This window comes from Comamonas sp. E6 (genome assembly GCF_001010305.1).
GTDB classification, from domain to species: Bacteria; Pseudomonadota; Gammaproteobacteria; order Burkholderiales; family Burkholderiaceae_C; genus Comamonas; species Comamonas thiooxydans.
Window position 1 is genome coordinate 49015 of record NZ_BBXH01000017.1, and the last position, 17310, is coordinate 66324.

Consider the following 17310-nt stretch of genomic DNA (forward strand, 5'->3'; position numbering starts at 1 on the left):
CACTTTTCCATGAGCAGCTCAAGCTTTAACGACGCAGCAATTGACGCAGATTCAGGCCCGACAGCATCAGCACGCCAAAGTAAAGCACGGCGGCACCAACCATCATGGCAGCCAGCAGACCTGCGCGCAGCAAGCCATTGCTGCGCAAGCCCACCCAGTCGAAGTGCTGACTGCCCCAGAGCAGCAGCACCGCCAGCAAGGCACTGGCCGCAATCACCTGCATGATGAACTTCAACCAGCCCGGCCTGGGCTTGTAGGTACCGCGACGCAACAAGCCCGTGAGCAGCCAGCTCGCGTTGACCAGTGCAGCCAGACCGATGGACAGGGCCAGCCCGGTGTGCTTGAGCCAGGGCACCAGCACCAGGTTGAGCAACTGCGTAATCACCAGCACCACGATCGCAATCTTCACCGGTGTGCGGATGTCCTGGCTGGCGTAGTAGCCGGGCGCCAGCACCTTGATGGCCACCAGGCCCAGCAGGCCGGCGCCGTAGCCCATCAGCGCCAGGGCAATCTGCCCCACATCGCTGTCATGCAAGGCACCGCGATGGAATAGCGTGGCCACCAGCGGCGTGGCAAAGGTCAGCAGGCCCACGGCGCAGGGCACGGCCAGCAGCACGACCAGGCGCAGACCCCAGTCCAGCATATTGGAATAGCGCTCGCCATCACCTGCCGCCTTGGCTGAAGCCAGCTGCGGCGTCAGCACCACTCCCAGAGCCACGCCCAGCAAGGCCGTGGGAAACTCCATCAGACGGTCGGCATAGAACAACCAGGTCACGCTTCCGGGCGCCATATAGGAAGCTATTTGGGTGTTGATCATCAATGAGACCTGGGCCACCCCTACCCCCAGCAGCGCCGGCCCCATCAGTGCCAGGATGCGACGCACACCCGCCTCGTCCCAGGCTGCGCGAATGGCTGCGTACGAGAAGCCGATGCGTGGCATCAGCCCCATGGAGCGCAACGCAGGAATCTGCACCGCCAGTTGCAGCACGCCGCCCAGCATCACGCCGCCAGCCATGGCATAGATGGGTTCTATGCCCTGCTTCTCGAACCAGGGGGCTCCCAGCAGAGCCGCCACAATCATGCTGATATTGAGCAGCACGGGCGTGGCTGCCGACACCGCGAACTTCTTCCAGGTATTGAGAATGCCTGCCGACAGAGCCACCAGCGACATAAAGCCGATATAGGGGAACATCCAGCGCGTCATCACCACGGCTGCGTGATAGCCGTCGGGTGACTGGCGCATGCCGCTGGCCAGCAGCCAGACCAGCAGCGGTGCGCCGATCACGCCCAAGACGCAGACCACCAGCAGAGCCCAGAACAGCATGGTCGCGACATGGCTGATCAGGTGGCGCGTGGCCTCCTCGCCATCCCGGGTCTTGCTCGCGGCCAGCACCGGCACAAAGGCCTGGCTAAAAGCCCCTTCGGCGAACAGGCGCCGGAACAGGTTGGGAATTCTGAAGGCGACATTGAACGCGTCTGTGAGGGCATTGGCTCCAAACATGGAGGCCATGAGCAGATCGCGAACCAGCCCCGAAACACGGGAGGCCAGCGTCATCAGGGATACGGTGGAGGCGGCTTTGAACAGTGACACGCAGCGAAGTGTATGCGTTCATGCCAAGCGCTGCAGGCTGATTTGCGGCGCTTTTCACTCTGTAGCAATCCAGCGATCTCAAACCAGACACGGCCCAACACAGAGACATCGAGCAAGGGCCGCCCCGCCGCGAGGATGTCGTCCCCCTTAAAGGGGGAAGCGGCAAAGCCGCACAGGGGGTGATACAATCCAGGGTTTTGCTGACATCATCCTCAGACACACAAGGAAATAAATCATGGCAACTAAAGCCAAAAAGAACCCCCGCCTGGCTTCTGGCCGCAAGCGCGCCCGCCAGAACGTCAAGCTGAACGCTGCGAACACTTCGCTGCGTTCCAAGTACCGTACTGCTGTCAAGAATGTCGAGAAGGCTGTTGTGGCCGGCGACAAGACCAAGGCAGCCGAACTGTTTGCCAAGGCTCAGTCCGTGATCGACGCGATCGCTGACAAGGGCATCTTCCACAAGAACAAGGCAGCTCGCGACAAGAGCCGCCTGTCCGCCAAGGTCAAGACCCTGGCTCTGGCTGCTTAATACCAGCCTCCCTCAAGCACGGATGACTTCGGTCGTCTGCCGTTTGTAACGGGTGCGCTGTCAGCAAAAACATCAAAACCGCCTCAAGGCGGTTTTTTTGTTGCCTGTGCCCGACAGACTGCCTCATCAAGGCATCCACAGACGCGCCTCACGCCTAGCACAAAGCGTCCTAATACGAATTGATTAGCGTCAGATTTTGACTTCCCTAGGACAATCCCCAGGTCGGGGAGTCTCATGTCTTTTATAGGACTTGCCCCGTATCTTCGCAAAAAGCCTGCCGCCTGCCCGCAGGCTTTTTTGATAGTCAAGTCTAGAAAAAGTCATGAAAAAGTCGATCAAAGCAGGACTGGGAGCCGTTGCGGCCCTGGTCCTGGCCGCGCTGTTATTTTTGTTTTGGCCAATATTCCCTCGCTCCGTGCCCAAGGCCGAGAACGAGCAGCCCGTCGATGTGGTGATGGTAGGCGCCGGCGTGATGAGCACGACGCTGGCCACCTACCTGCAGGAACTGCAGCCCGACTGGAAGATCGAGGTCTTCGAACGCCTGGACGGCGTGGCCCTGGAAAGCTCCAACGGCTGGAACAACGCCGGCACCGGCCACTCCGGCTTTGCCGAGCTCAACTACACGCCCCAGCTGCCCGACGGCAGCGTGGAAACCAAGCGTGCCGTGAGCATTGCCGAGCAGTTCGAGGTGACGCGCCAGTTCTGGGCCCACCAGGTCGGCCGCGGCCACCTGCAGTCGCCCGAGACTTTCGTGAACGCCACGCCCCATATGAGCTTCGTCTGGGGTGACGACAACATCGCCTTCCTCAAGAAGCGCCAGCAGGCCCTGGTCCAGAACCCGCTGTTCTACGGCATGGAGTACTCCGAAGACCAGGCACAGATCAAGAAGTGGGCCCCGCTGATGATCGAAGGCCGTGACCCGGCCCAGAAGATCGCCGCCACCTATATGCCCCTGGGCACCGACGTGAACCATGGCGTCTGGACCGAGCAGCTGATGGCCTCGCTCCAGAAGAGCCCCAACTTCCAGCTGCACCTGCAAAGCGAAGTCACGGCCCTGCGCCAGAACACCGACAAGACCTGGAACGTGACCGTGGCCGATCTGGCCAAGGGCGGCCAGGAAAAGACCGTCAAGGCCAAGTTCGTCTTCGTCGGTGCCGGCGGTGCCGCACTCAAGCTGCTGCAGGCCTCGGGCATCCCCGAATCCAAGAACTACGCCGGCTTCCCCGTGGGCGGCCAGTTCCTGGCCATCGAGAACCCCGAGCTGGCCAAGCGCCACGACGTCAAGGCCTACGGCATTGCCTCCACCGGCTCGCCTCCCATGTCCGTACCCCATCTGGACGCCCGCCAGCTCGACGGCAAGCCCGTGGTGCTGTTTGGCCCCTTTGCACTGGCCACCACCAAGTTCCTCAAGAACGGCTCCTGGTGGGACCTGTTCTCCTCGGTCACCCATGACAATCTGATGGGCATGCTGCGCGTGGGCATCCACAACCTGGACCTGGTCCAGTACCTGATGCAGCAGGCCGAGCTGACCGACGCAGACCGTCAGGCCGTACTGGCCCAGTACTTCCCCGAAGCCAAGCGCGAGGACTGGAAGCTGGTCACCGCCGGCCAGCGTGTGCAGATCATCAAGCGCGACCCTGAAAAAGGCGCCGTGCTGCAGTTCGGCACCGAAATCGTTGGCTCGGAAGACGGCAGCATCGCCGCCCTGCTGGGTGCCTCGCCCGGCGCCTCGACCGCTCCCCACATCATGCTGAACCTGCTCAAGAAGTCCTTCCCCGAGCAGATGACCAGCGCCGGGTGGAAGGCCCAGATCCAGCAGATCGTGCCCTCCTACGGCCGCAAGATCAACGAGGATGCCGCCTATACCAACGAGATCCGCCGCATGACCAGCTCGGCCCTGAAGCTGCCCTATGTGGACGTCCCTGCCGATCTGGGCAAGAAGGCCGAAGCGGCTCCCGCGCCTGCCGCAGCTCCTCAGAACCCCACCCAGCTGAACAAGGAAATGCAGGCGCTCTAAGCCTGGCTCTCCCCGCACCGGCCCGCCGGTGCCCACCCCGCCGGCCTGTGCCGCGCGGGGTTTTTTCTTGCACAGCCCGCCGCTTGGGGCTCTGCAGCCTCCTTCACCCCATGCACCAGCCACTGACTCACGCACCGATAGGCCGCGCCCTGCTGCGGTTTTCCCTGCCTCTGTGGGGCGGCTATGTGCTGCAGTCGCTCAATACCTCGGTCAATGCCTTCTGGATCGGACGCCATCTGGGCGAGAGTGCGCTGTCTGCAGCCGTGCATGCCAACAATCTGCTGTTTGCGCTGATTGCTCTGGTCTTCGGCATCAGCCAGGCCGCCAATCTGCTGGTGGCTCAGGCCGTGGGTGCGGGCCGCTGGGCCCTGGCCCGCCGCATCACAGGCACCAGTGCCAGCCTGTTTCTGGGCATGTCCCTGCTGATGGCCGCCCTGGGCTGGCCGCTGGCCGTCCCCATGCTGGGTGCAATGGGGGCCGAGCCTGCCACCGCCGCACTGGCCGTGGACTATCTGCGCGTGCTCTTTCTCGCGCTGCCGCCCATGCTGCTGCTGATCTTCGTGGCCGCCGTGCTGCGCGGCACAGGCGACAGTCGCACGCCTTTCGTGGCCCTGCTGGGCGTGGCCCTGGGCGATGCCCTGCTCAACCCCTTGTTCATTTTCGGCGCCGGCCCCCTGCCAGGCCTTGGCATGGCGGGCTCGGCCCTGGCCACCCTGGTGGCCAACAGCCTCGGCCTTGCGGGCCTGCTGGCCTGGCTGCGCTGGCAGCGCCTGCCGCTGTGGATAGGCTGGCGCCAGCGCCGCCATTGGCGGCCTGTGCCTGAGCTGCTGCGCTGCCTGGTCATCAAGGGCCTGCCCATGGGCCTGCAGATGCTGCTGGTCTCACTCTCCCTGGTGCTGATGCTGACCCTGATCAACGCCCATGGCGCCCAGGTTTCGGCCGCCTACGGCGCGGCCCTGCAGCTGTGGGCCTATGTTCAGATGCCGGCCATTGCCGTGGCCTCGGCCTGCACCACCATCGCCGCCCAGAACGTGGGCGCCGGCCACTGGTCGCGTGTGGCGCGCACGGCGCGTGCCGGCGTGGCCTGCCACCTGTTGCTGACCGGCGCCTGCGTGGCCCTGATTCTGGCCTGCGACCGCTCCATGCTGGCCCTGTTCCTGCCAGAGGACAGTACGGCCCTGGAGCCTGCACGCCACCTCAACCGCATCGTGCTGGGCTCGTTCATGCTGCTGGGCGTGAGCAGCGTGCTGGCCGGTGTGGTGCGCTCCACGGGTGCGGTGCTGGCGCCCCTGGCCATCCTGGCCCTGACGCTCTGGGGCCTGCGCCTGCCCCTGGCCTGGGGGCTGCAGCCGCTGTGGGGGCAGGATGCGCTGTGGTGGAGTTTTCCGCTCAGCGCGCTGGCATCCATGCTGCTATCCATCGCCCACTACCGCTGGGGCCCATGGCGCCGGTCACGGCTGCTGGACAGCACGACCGCGCAGAGCTAGACCCGCTGCGCACAGATACAAAAAAAGCTTCCCGTGGAAGCCTTTGTCGTTTGCGCGGCGCCTCTTGGCACCTAAAAATCACTTCTTGCCGGCTGGCAGCTTGTCTGGCAACAGGCAGGCCTCGGCCACTTGCAGATCGTTGTCCTTGGCGAAGTTCAGGCAGAAGTCCCAGGCCATGGGCTCGTAGTCGCGCAGATCCCGGTTGATGACCACGCATTTGGTGCCGTTCATCACCGTAGGCACGCACCAGGGAGAGTAGCTCAGATGGCTTCCGGCGCAGGCACCACCAGGGCGAAACTGACTCATGACCCCGGCCAAGCGCTCGGCCCAGTCGCTGGGTCGAAAGGTTTTTCCGGCATGGGTCATACCCATGATGAACAGTTCTTTGCTGGAAGGGGTAACCATCAAATATTCGCCAAAAAGATCCGGCAACCAGGCGGGATCCCCGCCAACATGCCTAAACATGCATTCTAACTCTTGTATAAGAGCCATGCTGTCAACCCCACAATGGCGTAGGTTGATTGCATGGCAGCGATGCGCAATCCGCAATGTTGGGGTTATCCGGGCACTCTAGAATCAAAGCTCTCATTTTTCAGGCGCCACCGTGCGCCGTTGACCTTCCTTCTCAGGAGATTCTTGCAATGACCGCTTTCATCGAGGCAGCTTCGCCCCACGTTATGCCCACTTACGGCCGCGTCCCCATCGCGCTGGAGCGCGGCCAGGGCTGCCGCGTTTGGGACGTGAACGGCAAGGAATACCTGGACGCACTGGGCGGCATTGCCGTCAACACCCTGGGGCACAACCACCCCAAGCTGGTGCCGGCCCTGCAAGAGCAGGTGGCCAAGCTGATCCACACCAGCAACTACTACCATGTGCCCGGCCAGGAAACCCTGGCCAAGCTGCTTACCGAGCGCTCGGGCATGACCAATGTGTTCTTCTGCAACACCGGCCTGGAAGCCAACGAAGCCGCCATCAAGATCGCCCGCAAATACGGCGTGGACAAGGGCATTGCCAAGCCCGAAATCGTGGTCTATGACCATGCTTTCCACGGCCGCTCCATCGCCACCATGAGCGCCACGGCCAACCCCAAGGTACGCAACGGCTTTGGCGATCTGCTCGCTGGCTTCACCCGCATCGCACCCAATGATTACGAAGCCCTGATCGACGCGACCGAAGGCAATCCCAACATCGTCGCCATCATGATGGAGCCCATCCAGGGCGAAGGCGGTCTGCACCCCATGCGCGCCGACTATCTGAAGAAGGTGCGCGAGCTGTGCGATGCCAAGGGCTGGCTGCTGATCATGGACGAGGTGCAGGCCGGCATGGGCCGCACCGGCAAATGGTTTGCCCACCAGTGGGCCGGCATTACGCCCGATGTGATGACCCTGGCCAAGGGACTGGGCTCTGGCGTGCCCGTGGGCGCCGTAGTGGCGCACAAGGCAGCTGCCGAAGTGCTCAAGGCAGGCAACCATGGCTCCACCTTTGGCGGCAACCCTCTGTCCATGCGCGCCGGGGTGGAAACCATCCGCATCATGGAGGAAGACGGCCTGCTGGCTCATACCACTGAAGTGGGTGAATATCTGAAAGCTAAACTGCAGGCTGAACTGGGCAGCCTCGAAGGCTTCGTCGAAGTGCGCGGCCAGGGCCTGATGATTGGCGTGGAGCTGACCAAGCCCTGTGGCGAGCTGATTGGCCAGGCCGCAGAAGCCGGCCTGCTGCTGAGCGTGACCGCCGACACCGTGATTCGCCTGGTGCCGCCGCTGATCCTGAGCAAGGCCGAAGCCGACGAAATCGTCGCCAGGCTCAAGCCCCTGGTTCAAGCTATTCTGGCTGCCTGATCCTCCAAGGAATTCCGCATGAAGCATTACCTGCAATTTAGCGACTTCACGGCAGATGAATACGACTACCTGCTGGAACGTGCCGCCCTGATCAAGAAAAAGTTCAAGGGCTACGAAAAGCACCACACGCTGATCGACCGCACCATGGCCATGATCTTCGAGAAGGCCAGCACGCGCACCCGCGTCAGCTTCGAAGCCGGTATGTATCAGCTCGGCGGCTCCGTGGTCCACCTGACCACGGGCGACAGCCAGCTGGGCCGCTCCGAGCCGATTGAAGATAGCGCACGCGTCATCAGCCGCATGACCGACCTGGTCATGATCCGCACCTTCGGTCAGGACAAGATAGAGCGCTTTGCCCAGTACTCGCGCGTGCCCGTCATCAACGGACTGACCAACGAGTTCCACCCCTGCCAGATCCTGGCCGACATCTTCACCTTCATCGAGCACCGCGGCTCGATCAAGGGCAAGGTGGTGGCCTGGGTGGGCGACGGCAACAACATGGCCAACACCTGGCTGCAGGCCGCCGATCTACTGGGCTTCACGGTCCATGTCAGCACGCCCGGCGGCTACGAGGTGGACGAACAGCTGGCCTTCAACGGCAAGCCCGTCAACCCCGGCTGCTACAAGGTGTTCAAGAACCCTCTCGAAGCCTGCAAGGGTGCCGATCTGGTCACCACCGATGTCTGGACCAGCATGGGCTACGAGGCCGAGAACGAAGCGCGCAAGAAGGCTTTTGCCGACTGGTGCGTGGACGCCGAGATGATGGCCTCGGCCAAGGCCGATGCCCTGTTCATGCACTGCCTGCCCGCCCACCGCGGCGAGGAAGTGGAAGCCGAAGTCATAGACGGACCCCAATCCGTGGTCTGGGACGAGGCTGAGAATCGCATGCATGTGCAAAAGGCGCTCATGGAGTACCTTTTGCTGGGTCGCGTGGACTGATGGCGAAGACATCGGTGCACGCGACGGCTCGCCAGAGCCAGCATGCGATTCGGGCGCAGGCTCATGCCCGCTTCGCGGGTGTGAAGCGGCAGCATGCCGCGTGCCAAAGCCAAAATCGCATGCATGTGCAAAAGGCGCTCATGGAGTACCTGCTGCTGGGCCGCCAGCCAGGCTGATTCGGCACGTCCGGGCTCATCTGCATACCACCACACCCATGCACCTGAGCCACATCACATCCCCACACCGCCAGCGGGCCCTGCGCCAGCTGGCGGTGTTTCTGTTTCCGCTGCGCCCCATCCACGGGGATGTCCGCTACGGCCAGCGCGGCGGCCTGCTGGCGCTGCGCCAGCCCCATATGGCACGCCACACGCGCGTGCCCTCCTTCTTCGGCCCGCGCAAATCCTTTGCCGCGCGCGTGCGTGCACTTTATGTACGCATCCACACCTTCTATCTGAAGTTTCTTCAAGGCCATACCTAGTGGCCCAGGCACCGGAAGCCGCAGGCAGCCCTGCGTGCCGGCTTCTCCTCCAGACCTCAAAAAGCCGTCCTTGCCCAAGGAGGACGGCGCGACCCCGATGCCTGAACCCTTGAAGAAACACGATGTCCGAATCCGTCCACCCCTGCCTGAGCTGTGGCGCCTGCTGCCAGAACTACCGCGTTGAGTTTTCCATTTACGAGCTGCAATCCATGGGCGGCACCGTCCCCGATGAGCTGGCCCATGAAGTGCCCGGCAAGGGCAATCGCGCGCGCATGAACGGCACGGAGCGCCACCCGGTGCGCTGCGTGGCGCTGCGCGAGCTGCCCGAGGTCGGCGCGGGCTGCATAGGCTGCGGCATCTACGAGCAGCGCTCGCGCCCCTGCCGCGACTTTCCGTTTGCCTCCTACGGCTGCCACGACACGCGCGAGAAGTTCGGCCTGTCGGCACTGAGCGATGAGGAAGTCCAGCCCTGGCTGGAAGCCGCCTGAGCTTTCGGCAAGCCCGCAAGCACTATCGCTACCAAATAAAAAGCTGCCTGCGCTTGCCAATCAATCATTTCAGATACAAAAGTATCTGAAATGTATAGATAGCAAGCGCAGGCAGCTATGTTTTTACAAGGAGGACTGTGTCCGCTTCAGGCCTTGCGCGTATCCGAGCAGCTGTCGCCGCCACAGGCGCTGCAACCGCCGCAGCTGCCGCTCTTGCCCGCAGGCGCCAGCGAAGGATGAACCCGCGTCAGCTTGCTGCGCAGACCGGCGGGCATGAAACGCCAGGCCAGCGACACGGCGGCCACCAGCACGATGGCGCCCACTATCAGTTCCTGCCACATAGACAATCCTTTCTCAGCCCCAGCCCAGGGCCACGGCGACGCGATAGGTCACAAAGCTGGCCAGATAGGCCAGAGCAAACAGATAGCCGGCCATCAGCAGCGGATAGCGCCAGCCATTGGTCTCGCGCTTGACCATGGCCAGCGTGGAGATGCACTGGGGGGCAAACACAAACCAGACCAGCAGCGACAGCGCGGTCGCCATCGACCAGCTGCTGGCGATCAGCGGGCTCAGCTGCTGGGCCATGGCGTCATCGCCCACGGCCGACAGCGCATACACCGTACCGAGCGCACCCACGGCCACCTCGCGTGCGGCCATGCCGGGCACCAGCGCAATGGCGATCTGCCAGTTGAAGCCGATGGGCGCCAGCACCACTTCCAGCGCACGGCCGATCTGGCCCGCGAAGCTGTAGCGAATCGCGCCTTCGGTCACACCCTCGGGAGCACCTGGGTAGCTGGAGAGGAACCACAGCACGATGCTGACGGTCAGGATGATGCCGCCGACGCGGCGCAGGAAGATCATGGCCCGCTCATACAGACCCAGCACCAGACTGCGCAGGCTGGGGATGCGGTAGGAAGGCAGTTCCATCAGCAGCGGCGTGCGGGTCTTGACCTTGGTGGCCAGCTTGCCCACCCAGGCCACGGCCATGGCACTGACGATGCCGCCCACATAGAGGGCAAACAGCACCAGGCCCTGCAGATTGAAGAAGCCGGCCACGGTCTGCTCAGGGATGAAGGCTCCGATCAGCAACGTGTAGACGGGCAGGCGTGCCGAGCAGGTCATCAGCGGCGCGATCATGATGGTCAGCAGACGGTCGCGCCAGCTGGAGATCGAACGCGTGGCCATGATGCCGGGCACGGCACAGGCAAAGCTGGACAGCAGCGGGATGAAGGAGCGTCCGGACAGGCCCACGCTGCCCATGATGCGGTCCAGCAAAAAGGCGGCGCGCGGCAGATAGCCCGAGTCTTCCAGCACCAGGATGAAGAAGAACAGAATCAGAATCTGCGGCAAAAAGACCACCACCGAGCCGGTGCCGGCAATCACGCCGTCCACCAGCAGGCTGCGCAGCACGCCATCGGGCATCACGCCATGCACCCACTGGCCGAAGTCGCTGACCAGGCCTTCGATACCGTCCATCAGGGGCTCGGCCCAGCTGAACACTGCCTGGAACATCAGGAACAGCGTCACCACCAGCAGCAGCGTGCCCCACAGCGGGTGCAGCACCACGGAGTCGATGCGATCGTCACGCTGCGTGGGAGCCGCGGGCTCCTGCACGGTCTGGCGCATGATCTCGGCCACCTGCTGGTGCAGGGCCAGCAGCTGGGCGCGCGAATTGCTGCCCGTCACGGGCTTGAACTGGCCTTCGAGCGTCGGCGCCTTGAGCTGCCTGGCCTGATCGCTGTCCAGCCAGGCCAGCAAATCCTTGGCGCCGGACAGATGCACGCCCACGCTCTCCACCACGGGCACGCCCAGCAGCTCGCTGAGCTTGGCCTTGTCGATGACCAGTCCCTGACGGCGTGCCATATCGCTCATATTGAGCACCACCACCATGGGCAGGCCCAGGGCGCGTGCCTCCAGCACCAGACGCAGGTTCAGACGCAGATGGGTGGCATCGGTCACGCAGACCAGCAACTCGGGCGGCGCTTCGCGCGGGTGCTGGCCCTTGACGATGTCGCGCGTGATGCGCTCGTCCTCGCTGTGCGCATCGAGGCTGTAGGTGCCGGGCAGGTCCAGCACGCGCACGCGGCGCTTGCCGGGCGTGCTCAGCCAGCCTTCCTTGCGCTCCACGGTCACGCCCGCGTAGTTGGCCACCTTCTGGCGGGCGCCGGTCAGCAGATTGAACAGCGCCGTCTTGCCGCAATTCGGGTTGCCCAGCAGCGCGGCACGCAGGGGCGCCTGCTCCGCAGCTTGAGGGCTCATCATGGTGATCTGGGATTCGCGCGCGTTCATGCTGCGGCCTCCAGCTGCACCAGCACCTGGGACGCCTCGTGGCGGCGCAGCGCAAACGTCGCCTGGCCTATGCGCACGGCCAGCGGGTCGGGGCCGGGAAAGCCGGTGGCGACGACGCGCACGGACTCGCCGGGCAGAAAGCCGATTTCCATGAGTCTGAGCAGCAGGTTTTCATCCTCGCCTTCGGAGGAAGCCAGATCCACCACCCGGGCTGGCTGATTCACCACCAGCTGATCCAGACCCATGATGGGCCCGGTTGCGGCGGCCGTGGCTGCAGCGCTGGAAGATGGCACGCCGGATTCAGACGCTTGAACAGAAAGAGCATTCATGGACGAAGTAACTGACACTGCCTCAGACCTCGCCGAGGGGGACTGCAAAGAACTCATAGCGCATTATTAATTGATTTTGATTCTCATTTTCCATTTACTGTAGGCGATTGGTGCACAACGGTGGCGAATTGGCACCAGCAGCATGGACTTTTGGGCGGGTATTGAGCGGCGCGGTTGACAAATCTACGGCCCGGCACAACCAAAGGATTTGCACAGCTGCGAAAATCGCCGCCCCACCGGAAAAATTCCGCCTCTCCAATGACCCACCCCTGCCTTAGCTGCGGCGCCTGCTGTGCGTCCTTTCGTGTCGATTTTTCCGTGCACGAGTCCCAGGAGCATGGGGGCAGTGTCCCCGCAGGGCTGGTTGAGGAAGTCACCGACTACACCTGCCGCATGCGCGGCACGGACTGGGCCAGGCCACGCTGTGCAGCTCTGGTGGGCAAGGTGGGAGAGAAGGCGTACTGCGGCATTTATGAATGGCGCCCCTCCCCTTGCCGGGAGTTCGCCGCGGGCTCGGACGCCTGCAACCGCGTGCGCCAGCGCCATCAGCTGCCTCCGCTGGAAAGCGGTCTGATCTAAGAGTCCCGGTCAGATCCGGGGATCAGGCGCCCTGCTCAATCAGCACCACGCCTATATTGTCCTTGCCTCCCGCGGCATTGGCCGCCTCGATCAAGGCCTCCTGCAACCGCGCCAGCGGCAGGTTTTCATCGAACAGGGAGGCAAGGCTGGCGTCACTCAGCATATCGGTCAGGCCGTCCGAGCACAGCAGGATGCGGTCACCCTGCTGCAGCGGCCAGTGGTTCAGCTCCGGCTCCACCTGGGGCATCACACCCAGCGCTCTGGTCACCAGATGGCCGTAGCGCGAGGTCCTGGCATCGGCCTCGCTGATCAGGCCGGCATCGATATCCTGCTGCACCAGCGAATGGTCGCGCGTCAGGCGCTGCAGCCGGCCGGCACGCCAGGCATAGGCCCTGGAGTCGCCCAGATGGGCAATCAGCACTTCGCTCGCCAGCACCAGGGCGGCCACCACCGTGGTGCCCATGCCGCTGCAGCCGGGCGTGGACTGCGCGGCGGCATAGATGGCCGTATTGGCCATGTGCAGGGCGTCCGTCAGCTCGCACTGTGCTGCCAGCATGGATTCATCGGCTGCCGGACCGTGCTGCACGCTGGTCGTGATCAGCTCCACGGCCATGACGCTGGCCACCTCGCCCGCGTTATAGCCGCCCATGCCGTCGGCCAGCACGGCAACCGGCCAGGGCCTGGCCTGCGGCTCCAGCCCCACCGAGTCTTCGTTATTGCTGCGCTGTCGACCCATGTCTGCACGCCCCACCATGCGTACGGCCGGCCAGACTCGGGATGGGCTAGAAGCTGCTGCGGATGACATGGAAGATGGGACGGGGGTCAGGTTCGCGAAAGCATTCAAGCGTAACGCAAGTCACCTTCTTGTGTCGGTCGAAAAGAGCCGTTTTGCACTTGTTAACCAAGCAAAGGCGCAATTTTGTTCAATACCTGGAAAAGCCAAGGACTCAGACTGGCGACCTCTTGTTTCAGGTTTGTCCATGCTTTCTTCTGTTCTGGCCATGGCCGGATTTGCACTGGCCGGCGCCATCACGCCAGGGCCGGTGAACGTGCTGGCCCTGCGCCATGGCAACGGCCGCGCTGGCGCCGCCTTCTGCTATGTACTGGGAGCCAGCCTCAGCTACGCCGTCATCGTCTGGCTGATGGGCCAGAGCGGGCAATGGCTGCTCAAGCAGCCAGAGCTGCTGCGCTGGGCGCCGCGCGTCTGTGCTCTCTATCTGCTCTGGCTGGCCTGGCAGCTGGCCAATGCCCCCGGGACCCATGGCCGGGCGGCCAGGGAGAGCGCCCCCGCATCACTGCCGGCCGGTCCAGGCGGAGCGTTCGTGCAAGGCATTGCCATTCAGAGCCTCAACCCCAAGGCCTGGCTGGTGGCGCTTTCGGGCATCGGCATGTTTGTCGCCCCGCTGGCCGCGCAGCAGGTCTCGCTGCCAACCGCCTTGCTGCTGTTTTGCAGCGTCTCCTTGCTGGCCTGCCTGCTCGGCGTTGGCTGCTGGGCCGCGCTGGGCCACGCACTGACCCGGTGGCTGAGCACCCCATTGCGCCAGCAGCGACTGAACCAGGCCCTGGCCATGGTGCTGGTGGCAAGCGTGGTCAGCATGCTGGCATGATGACGCTGCCATGCCAGCCCCCAGCCACCGCTTCCACCGCCACCCGGCCCTGCCCTGGGCCGAGCTGCGCATCAGCCGCCAGTCCTGCTTCAGCTACCGGCTGCATGCACATGCGCAGTACTCCATAGGCATTGTGGATGAGGGCGAGACCCTGTTTCTTCACGATGATGGCCCCGAAACATTGAGCGCGGGCAGCGTGGTGCTGATCGAGCCCGGCCACTGGCATGCCTGCAACCCCGAGACATTGCAGCCCTGGTCCTACCGCATGCTGTTCGTACAGGCCGACTGGGTGCATGAGCGGCTCGGCGTCGGCGCCCTGCGCTTTGCCCAACGCGCGCTGCACGAGCCGGCCATTTCGCGCTGGGCTGACAGTCTCTGCCAGCCGCTTGCCGGCAGCGCCACGGACTCGGACCTGCAGCAGCACGGGCAATCGCTGGTGGATTTCCTGCTGCTGCTGGGCCGCGCCGCCGACTCCGCTGCCCCAGTGCCCCAGCCCGCCGATGCCGTGCTACCCGCGCTGCAGCATATGCACCGCAGCCCCGAAGACGAAACCAGCGTCCAGGCCCTGGCCCTGCGCTGCGGCATGAGCCCCAGCCGTTTCATCCGCCGCTTCAGGGCCGTCACCGGCGTCACGCCCGGGGCCTACCGCCTCAACCTGCGCCTCAATGGCGTGCGCCACCTGCTGGCCCAGGGCGAGCCCCTGGCCTCGGTCGCTCATCAGATGGGCTTTGCCGACCAGGCCCACATGCAGCGCGCCTTCAAGGCCCATCATGCGCTGACGCCCGGCAACTACGCCGGCACGCAGCGCTGAGCCGGCCGGGTCAGGGGCATTCGCCGCCACGCCGCCGCAGCCGGTCATTCGCGGGATACTTGCCGCTTCGATTTTTCGCACGCGCAAGTCAGCAATGGCCAACTTTGACAGTATTCAGCAACGCGAGACAGGCCTGCAGCAGCACCTGAACTCGGCCCAGATGACCATGATCGCCATCGGTGGCGCCATCGGTACCGGTCTCTTCATGGGCAGCGCCTTTGCCATCGGCTTTGCCGGCCCCAGCGTGCTCATCAGCTACGCCATCGGCGCCTTCATCGGCCTGCTGCTCATGGGATGCCTGGCCGAGATGACCGTGGCCCACCCCACCTCGGGCTCCTTCGGCGCCTACGCCGAGCACTACATCAGCCCTCTGGCCGGCTTTGTGGTGCGCTATGCCTACTGGGGTGCCGTGGTGCTGGCCGTGGGCATGGAGGTCACGGCCGTGGGCAAGTACATGGCCTACTGGTTCCCGGCCGTGGAGCAATGGGTATGGGTGGCGCTGTTCTCGGCCCTGCTGGCCGCCGTCAATGCCACCAGCGTCAAGGCCTTCGGCCAGGTCGAGTACTGGTTCTCCATGGTCAAGGTCATCGCCATCGTGGCCTTCATCCTGATTGCTGCCTATGTGGTCTTCGGCACCCGACCCGAGGGCGTGGGCTTCGACAACTACTTTGTTGATGGCGGCTTCTTCCCCAACGGCTGGTGGGGCACCTGGGTCGGCGTGATCGTGGCCATCTTCAGCTATCTGAGCCTGGAATCCATTGCCATTGCTGCCGGCGAAGCCCAGAACCCCAAGCAGGCCGTGACCCGCGCCTTCCGTACCACGGTGCTGCGCCTGGTGCTGTTCTATCTGCTATCGCTGGCACTGATGCTGGCCGTCGTGCCCTGGAGCCATGCGGGCACGGACAAGAGCCCGTTCGTCAAGGTGATGGAGATTTTGCAGATCCCCGGCGCGGCCGCGGCCCTCAACTTCGTGGTGCTGCTGGCCTCGCTGTCGGCCATGAACAGCCAGCTCTACGTCACCTCGCGCATGATGTTCAGCCTCTCGCGCGGCGGCTATGCCCCCAAGGGTCTGAGCAAGCTCAGCAAAAGCGGAGTGCCGCTGGGCGCGATTGCCGTCTCCTGTCTGGGCATGGCCGTGGCCATGGTGCTCAACGTGCTCAAGCCCGAGCAGTCGCTGGAGCTGATGATGTCGATTGCCATGTTCGGCGCCATGTTTGCCTGGTTCATGGTGTTCGTGACCCATCTGTTCTTCCGCCCGCGCTGGCAGCGCGAGCATCCTGGCCAGAAGCTGGAGTTCCGCATGTGGGGCTTTCCCGTGCTGACCCTGGTAGGCGCCTTGCTGATGGCGGGCGTGATCGTCACCACGCTGTTTACCAAGGAGTTCCACACCACCGTGCTGGTGGGCGTGCCGTTTCTGATCGTGCTGGTGCTGGTCTATGCTCTTTGGTATAGGAAAAAGAAGGTCACCCCCTGAGCGGCGGCCCCGCCGCTTCCCCCTCTCTCTACGCGCTGCGCGCTACGGGAGGAGGACGACACCATCGCTGCGGGGCGGCCCTTGCTCGGTGTCCCTGCCCACACATGCCAGCCTGTAGTAACTATGCTTGCCTCCACCATGACACGCCAGATCTGGGATATTTCTCCTGCCATTCATCCTGCCGCACCGGTGTTCCCGGGCGACACGCCCTATAGCCAGGAATGGGTGGCCAGCATTGGCCCGGGCTGCCCGGTCAATGTCAGCGCCATTCATCTCTCGCCCCATGTGGGCGCGCATGCCGATGCGCCGCTGCACTACGATGCGCAGGGCGCGGCCATTGGCGCCGTCGATCTGGATGCCTTTCTCGGCCCCTGCCGCGTGATCCACGCCATGGGCTGCGGGCCGCTGATCGAATGGCGTCACATAGCGCACGCCATCGATGCCGGCCTGCCCGCGCGCGTGCTGGTGCGCACCTACGAGAAAGCGCCCACCGGCTGGGATGCCGACCTCGCCGCCTATGCCCCCGAAACCGTGCGAAAGCTGGCCGACCTGGGTGTCAAGCTGATCGGCATAGACACTGCCAGCATTGACCCCGCCAGCAGCAAGAGCCTGGACAGCCATATGGTGATCCGCCAGCGCGGCCTGCGCGTGCTGGAGAACCTGGTGCTCGATGCAGTGAGCGAAGGCGACTATGAGCTGATCGCCTTGCCACTCAAACTCACCGAAGCCGATGCCTCGCCGGTGCGTGCCGTGTTGCGCAGCCTGCTCTGATGCGCTTGGTGCGAGGCAGCGGGGCCGCCCCGGTCTCGGACACAATGGGCGAATTCGAGTCCAGCCATATTTGAATCAGAACC

Annotated in this window: 18 protein-coding genes; 12 read left to right on the forward strand and 6 right to left on the reverse strand. The window is 64.0% G+C overall.

Annotated features, from left to right (window positions below):
- Positions 1–25: 25 nt before the first annotated feature.
- Entirely contained in the window at positions 26–1591 is a 1566-nt protein-coding gene (murJ, locus tag CSE6_RS15785) for a murein biosynthesis integral membrane protein MurJ (RefSeq protein ID WP_059440940.1), read from the reverse strand.
- A gap of 235 nt (positions 1592–1826) precedes the next feature.
- On the opposite strand from murJ, the gene rpsT reads away from it, so the two are divergent.
- From rpsT to CSE6_RS15805, 3 genes are all read left to right on the forward strand, one after another.
- Positions 1827–2120: a 30S ribosomal protein S20 gene (rpsT, locus tag CSE6_RS15795; RefSeq protein WP_003052598.1), complete on the forward strand. Its 294-nt coding sequence runs from the start codon at positions 1827–1829 to the stop codon at positions 2118–2120.
- Between the two features lie 322 nt (positions 2121–2442).
- Positions 2443–4137: a malate dehydrogenase (quinone) gene (gene mqo / locus CSE6_RS15800; RefSeq protein ID WP_059440941.1), complete on the forward strand. Its 1695-nt coding sequence runs from the start codon at positions 2443–2445 to the stop codon at positions 4135–4137.
- Between the two features lie 110 nt (positions 4138–4247).
- A complete protein-coding gene (locus CSE6_RS15805; RefSeq protein WP_059440942.1) occupies positions 4248–5624 on the forward strand; it encodes an MATE family efflux transporter in 1377 nt (458 codons plus the stop codon).
- A gap of 78 nt (positions 5625–5702) precedes the next feature.
- On the opposite strand, the gene CSE6_RS15810 is transcribed toward CSE6_RS15805, so the two are convergent.
- Positions 5703–6029: a DUF3579 domain-containing protein gene (locus CSE6_RS15810; RefSeq protein WP_003052588.1), complete on the reverse strand. Its 327-nt coding sequence runs from the start codon at positions 6027–6029 to the stop codon at positions 5703–5705.
- 236 nt (positions 6030–6265) lie between these two features.
- Between CSE6_RS15810 and CSE6_RS15815 the strand changes: the two genes are divergently transcribed.
- The 4 genes from CSE6_RS15815 to CSE6_RS15830 all read left to right on the forward strand — a co-directional run bounded on the left by CSE6_RS15815 (position 6266) and on the right by CSE6_RS15830 (position 9367).
- Positions 6266–7462: an aspartate aminotransferase family protein gene (locus CSE6_RS15815; protein ID WP_034380459.1), complete on the forward strand. Its 1197-nt coding sequence runs from the start codon at positions 6266–6268 to the stop codon at positions 7460–7462.
- An 18-nt stretch (positions 7463–7480) separates the two neighbouring features.
- Positions 7481–8401, forward strand: coding sequence for an ornithine carbamoyltransferase (gene argF / locus CSE6_RS15820; RefSeq protein ID WP_059440943.1), 921 nt, complete (start codon positions 7481–7483; stop codon positions 8399–8401).
- Between the two features lie 214 nt (positions 8402–8615).
- On the forward strand, positions 8616–8879 hold the full coding sequence (locus CSE6_RS15825) for a hypothetical protein (protein WP_034353567.1): 264 nt from the start codon (positions 8616–8618) through the stop codon (positions 8877–8879).
- 122 nt (positions 8880–9001) lie between these two features.
- The gene (locus tag CSE6_RS15830; protein ID WP_059440944.1) at positions 9002–9367 is read left to right on the forward strand and encodes a YkgJ family cysteine cluster protein; all 366 of its coding nucleotides are present in this window, start codon (positions 9002–9004) and stop codon (positions 9365–9367) included.
- A gap of 146 nt (positions 9368–9513) precedes the next feature.
- On the opposite strand, the gene CSE6_RS15835 is transcribed toward CSE6_RS15830, so the two are convergent.
- From CSE6_RS15835 to CSE6_RS15845, 3 genes are read right to left on the reverse strand one after another with little or no spacing between them, the layout of a single operon-like run.
- Positions 9514–9708 carry a hypothetical protein gene (locus CSE6_RS15835; protein ID WP_003067100.1) on the reverse strand — a complete coding sequence of 65 codons (195 nt, stop codon included), beginning with the start codon at positions 9706–9708 and terminating at the stop codon, positions 9514–9516.
- Between the two features lie 13 nt (positions 9709–9721).
- The gene (gene feoB / locus CSE6_RS15840; protein WP_059440945.1) at positions 9722–11656 is read right to left on the reverse strand and encodes a ferrous iron transport protein B; all 1935 of its coding nucleotides are present in this window, start codon (positions 11654–11656) and stop codon (positions 9722–9724) included.
- Positions 11653–11985, reverse strand: a complete 333-nt coding sequence (locus CSE6_RS15845; RefSeq protein ID WP_034409559.1) for a FeoA family protein — start codon at positions 11983–11985, stop codon at positions 11653–11655. Before CSE6_RS15845 ends, feoB begins: the two co-directional genes overlap by 4 nt.
- Before the next feature lie 258 nt (positions 11986–12243).
- Between CSE6_RS15845 and CSE6_RS15850 the strand changes: the two genes are divergently transcribed.
- Positions 12244–12564: a YkgJ family cysteine cluster protein gene (locus CSE6_RS15850; RefSeq protein WP_034353576.1), complete on the forward strand. Its 321-nt coding sequence runs from the start codon at positions 12244–12246 to the stop codon at positions 12562–12564.
- Between the two features lie 22 nt (positions 12565–12586).
- Here the strand turns inward: CSE6_RS15850 and CSE6_RS15855 are convergent, their stop codons facing one another.
- Positions 12587–13318 carry a Stp1/IreP family PP2C-type Ser/Thr phosphatase gene (locus CSE6_RS15855; RefSeq protein ID WP_059440946.1) on the reverse strand — a complete coding sequence of 244 codons (732 nt, stop codon included), beginning with the start codon at positions 13316–13318 and terminating at the stop codon, positions 12587–12589.
- A 226-nt stretch (positions 13319–13544) separates the two neighbouring features.
- Here CSE6_RS15855 and CSE6_RS15860 point away from each other — a divergent pair, with 226 nt between their 5' ends.
- The 4 genes from CSE6_RS15860 (at position 13545) to kynB (ending at position 17227) form a co-directional block, all read left to right on the forward strand.
- Positions 13545–14171 carry a LysE family translocator gene (locus CSE6_RS15860; protein WP_059440947.1) on the forward strand — a complete coding sequence of 209 codons (627 nt, stop codon included), beginning with the start codon at positions 13545–13547 and terminating at the stop codon, positions 14169–14171.
- A gap of 10 nt (positions 14172–14181) precedes the next feature.
- Complete coding sequence (locus tag CSE6_RS15865; RefSeq protein WP_059440948.1) at positions 14182–14982, forward strand: AraC family transcriptional regulator; 801 nt, start codon at positions 14182–14184, stop codon at positions 14980–14982.
- Positions 14983–15076: 94 nt separating this feature from the next.
- Positions 15077–16456 carry an amino acid permease gene (locus tag CSE6_RS15870; RefSeq protein ID WP_059440949.1) on the forward strand — a complete coding sequence of 460 codons (1380 nt, stop codon included), beginning with the start codon at positions 15077–15079 and terminating at the stop codon, positions 16454–16456.
- A 138-nt stretch (positions 16457–16594) separates the two neighbouring features.
- Entirely contained in the window at positions 16595–17227 is a 633-nt protein-coding gene (kynB, locus tag CSE6_RS15875; protein ID WP_059441005.1) for an arylformamidase, read from the forward strand.
- The last annotated feature ends 83 nt before the right edge of the window (positions 17228–17310 follow it).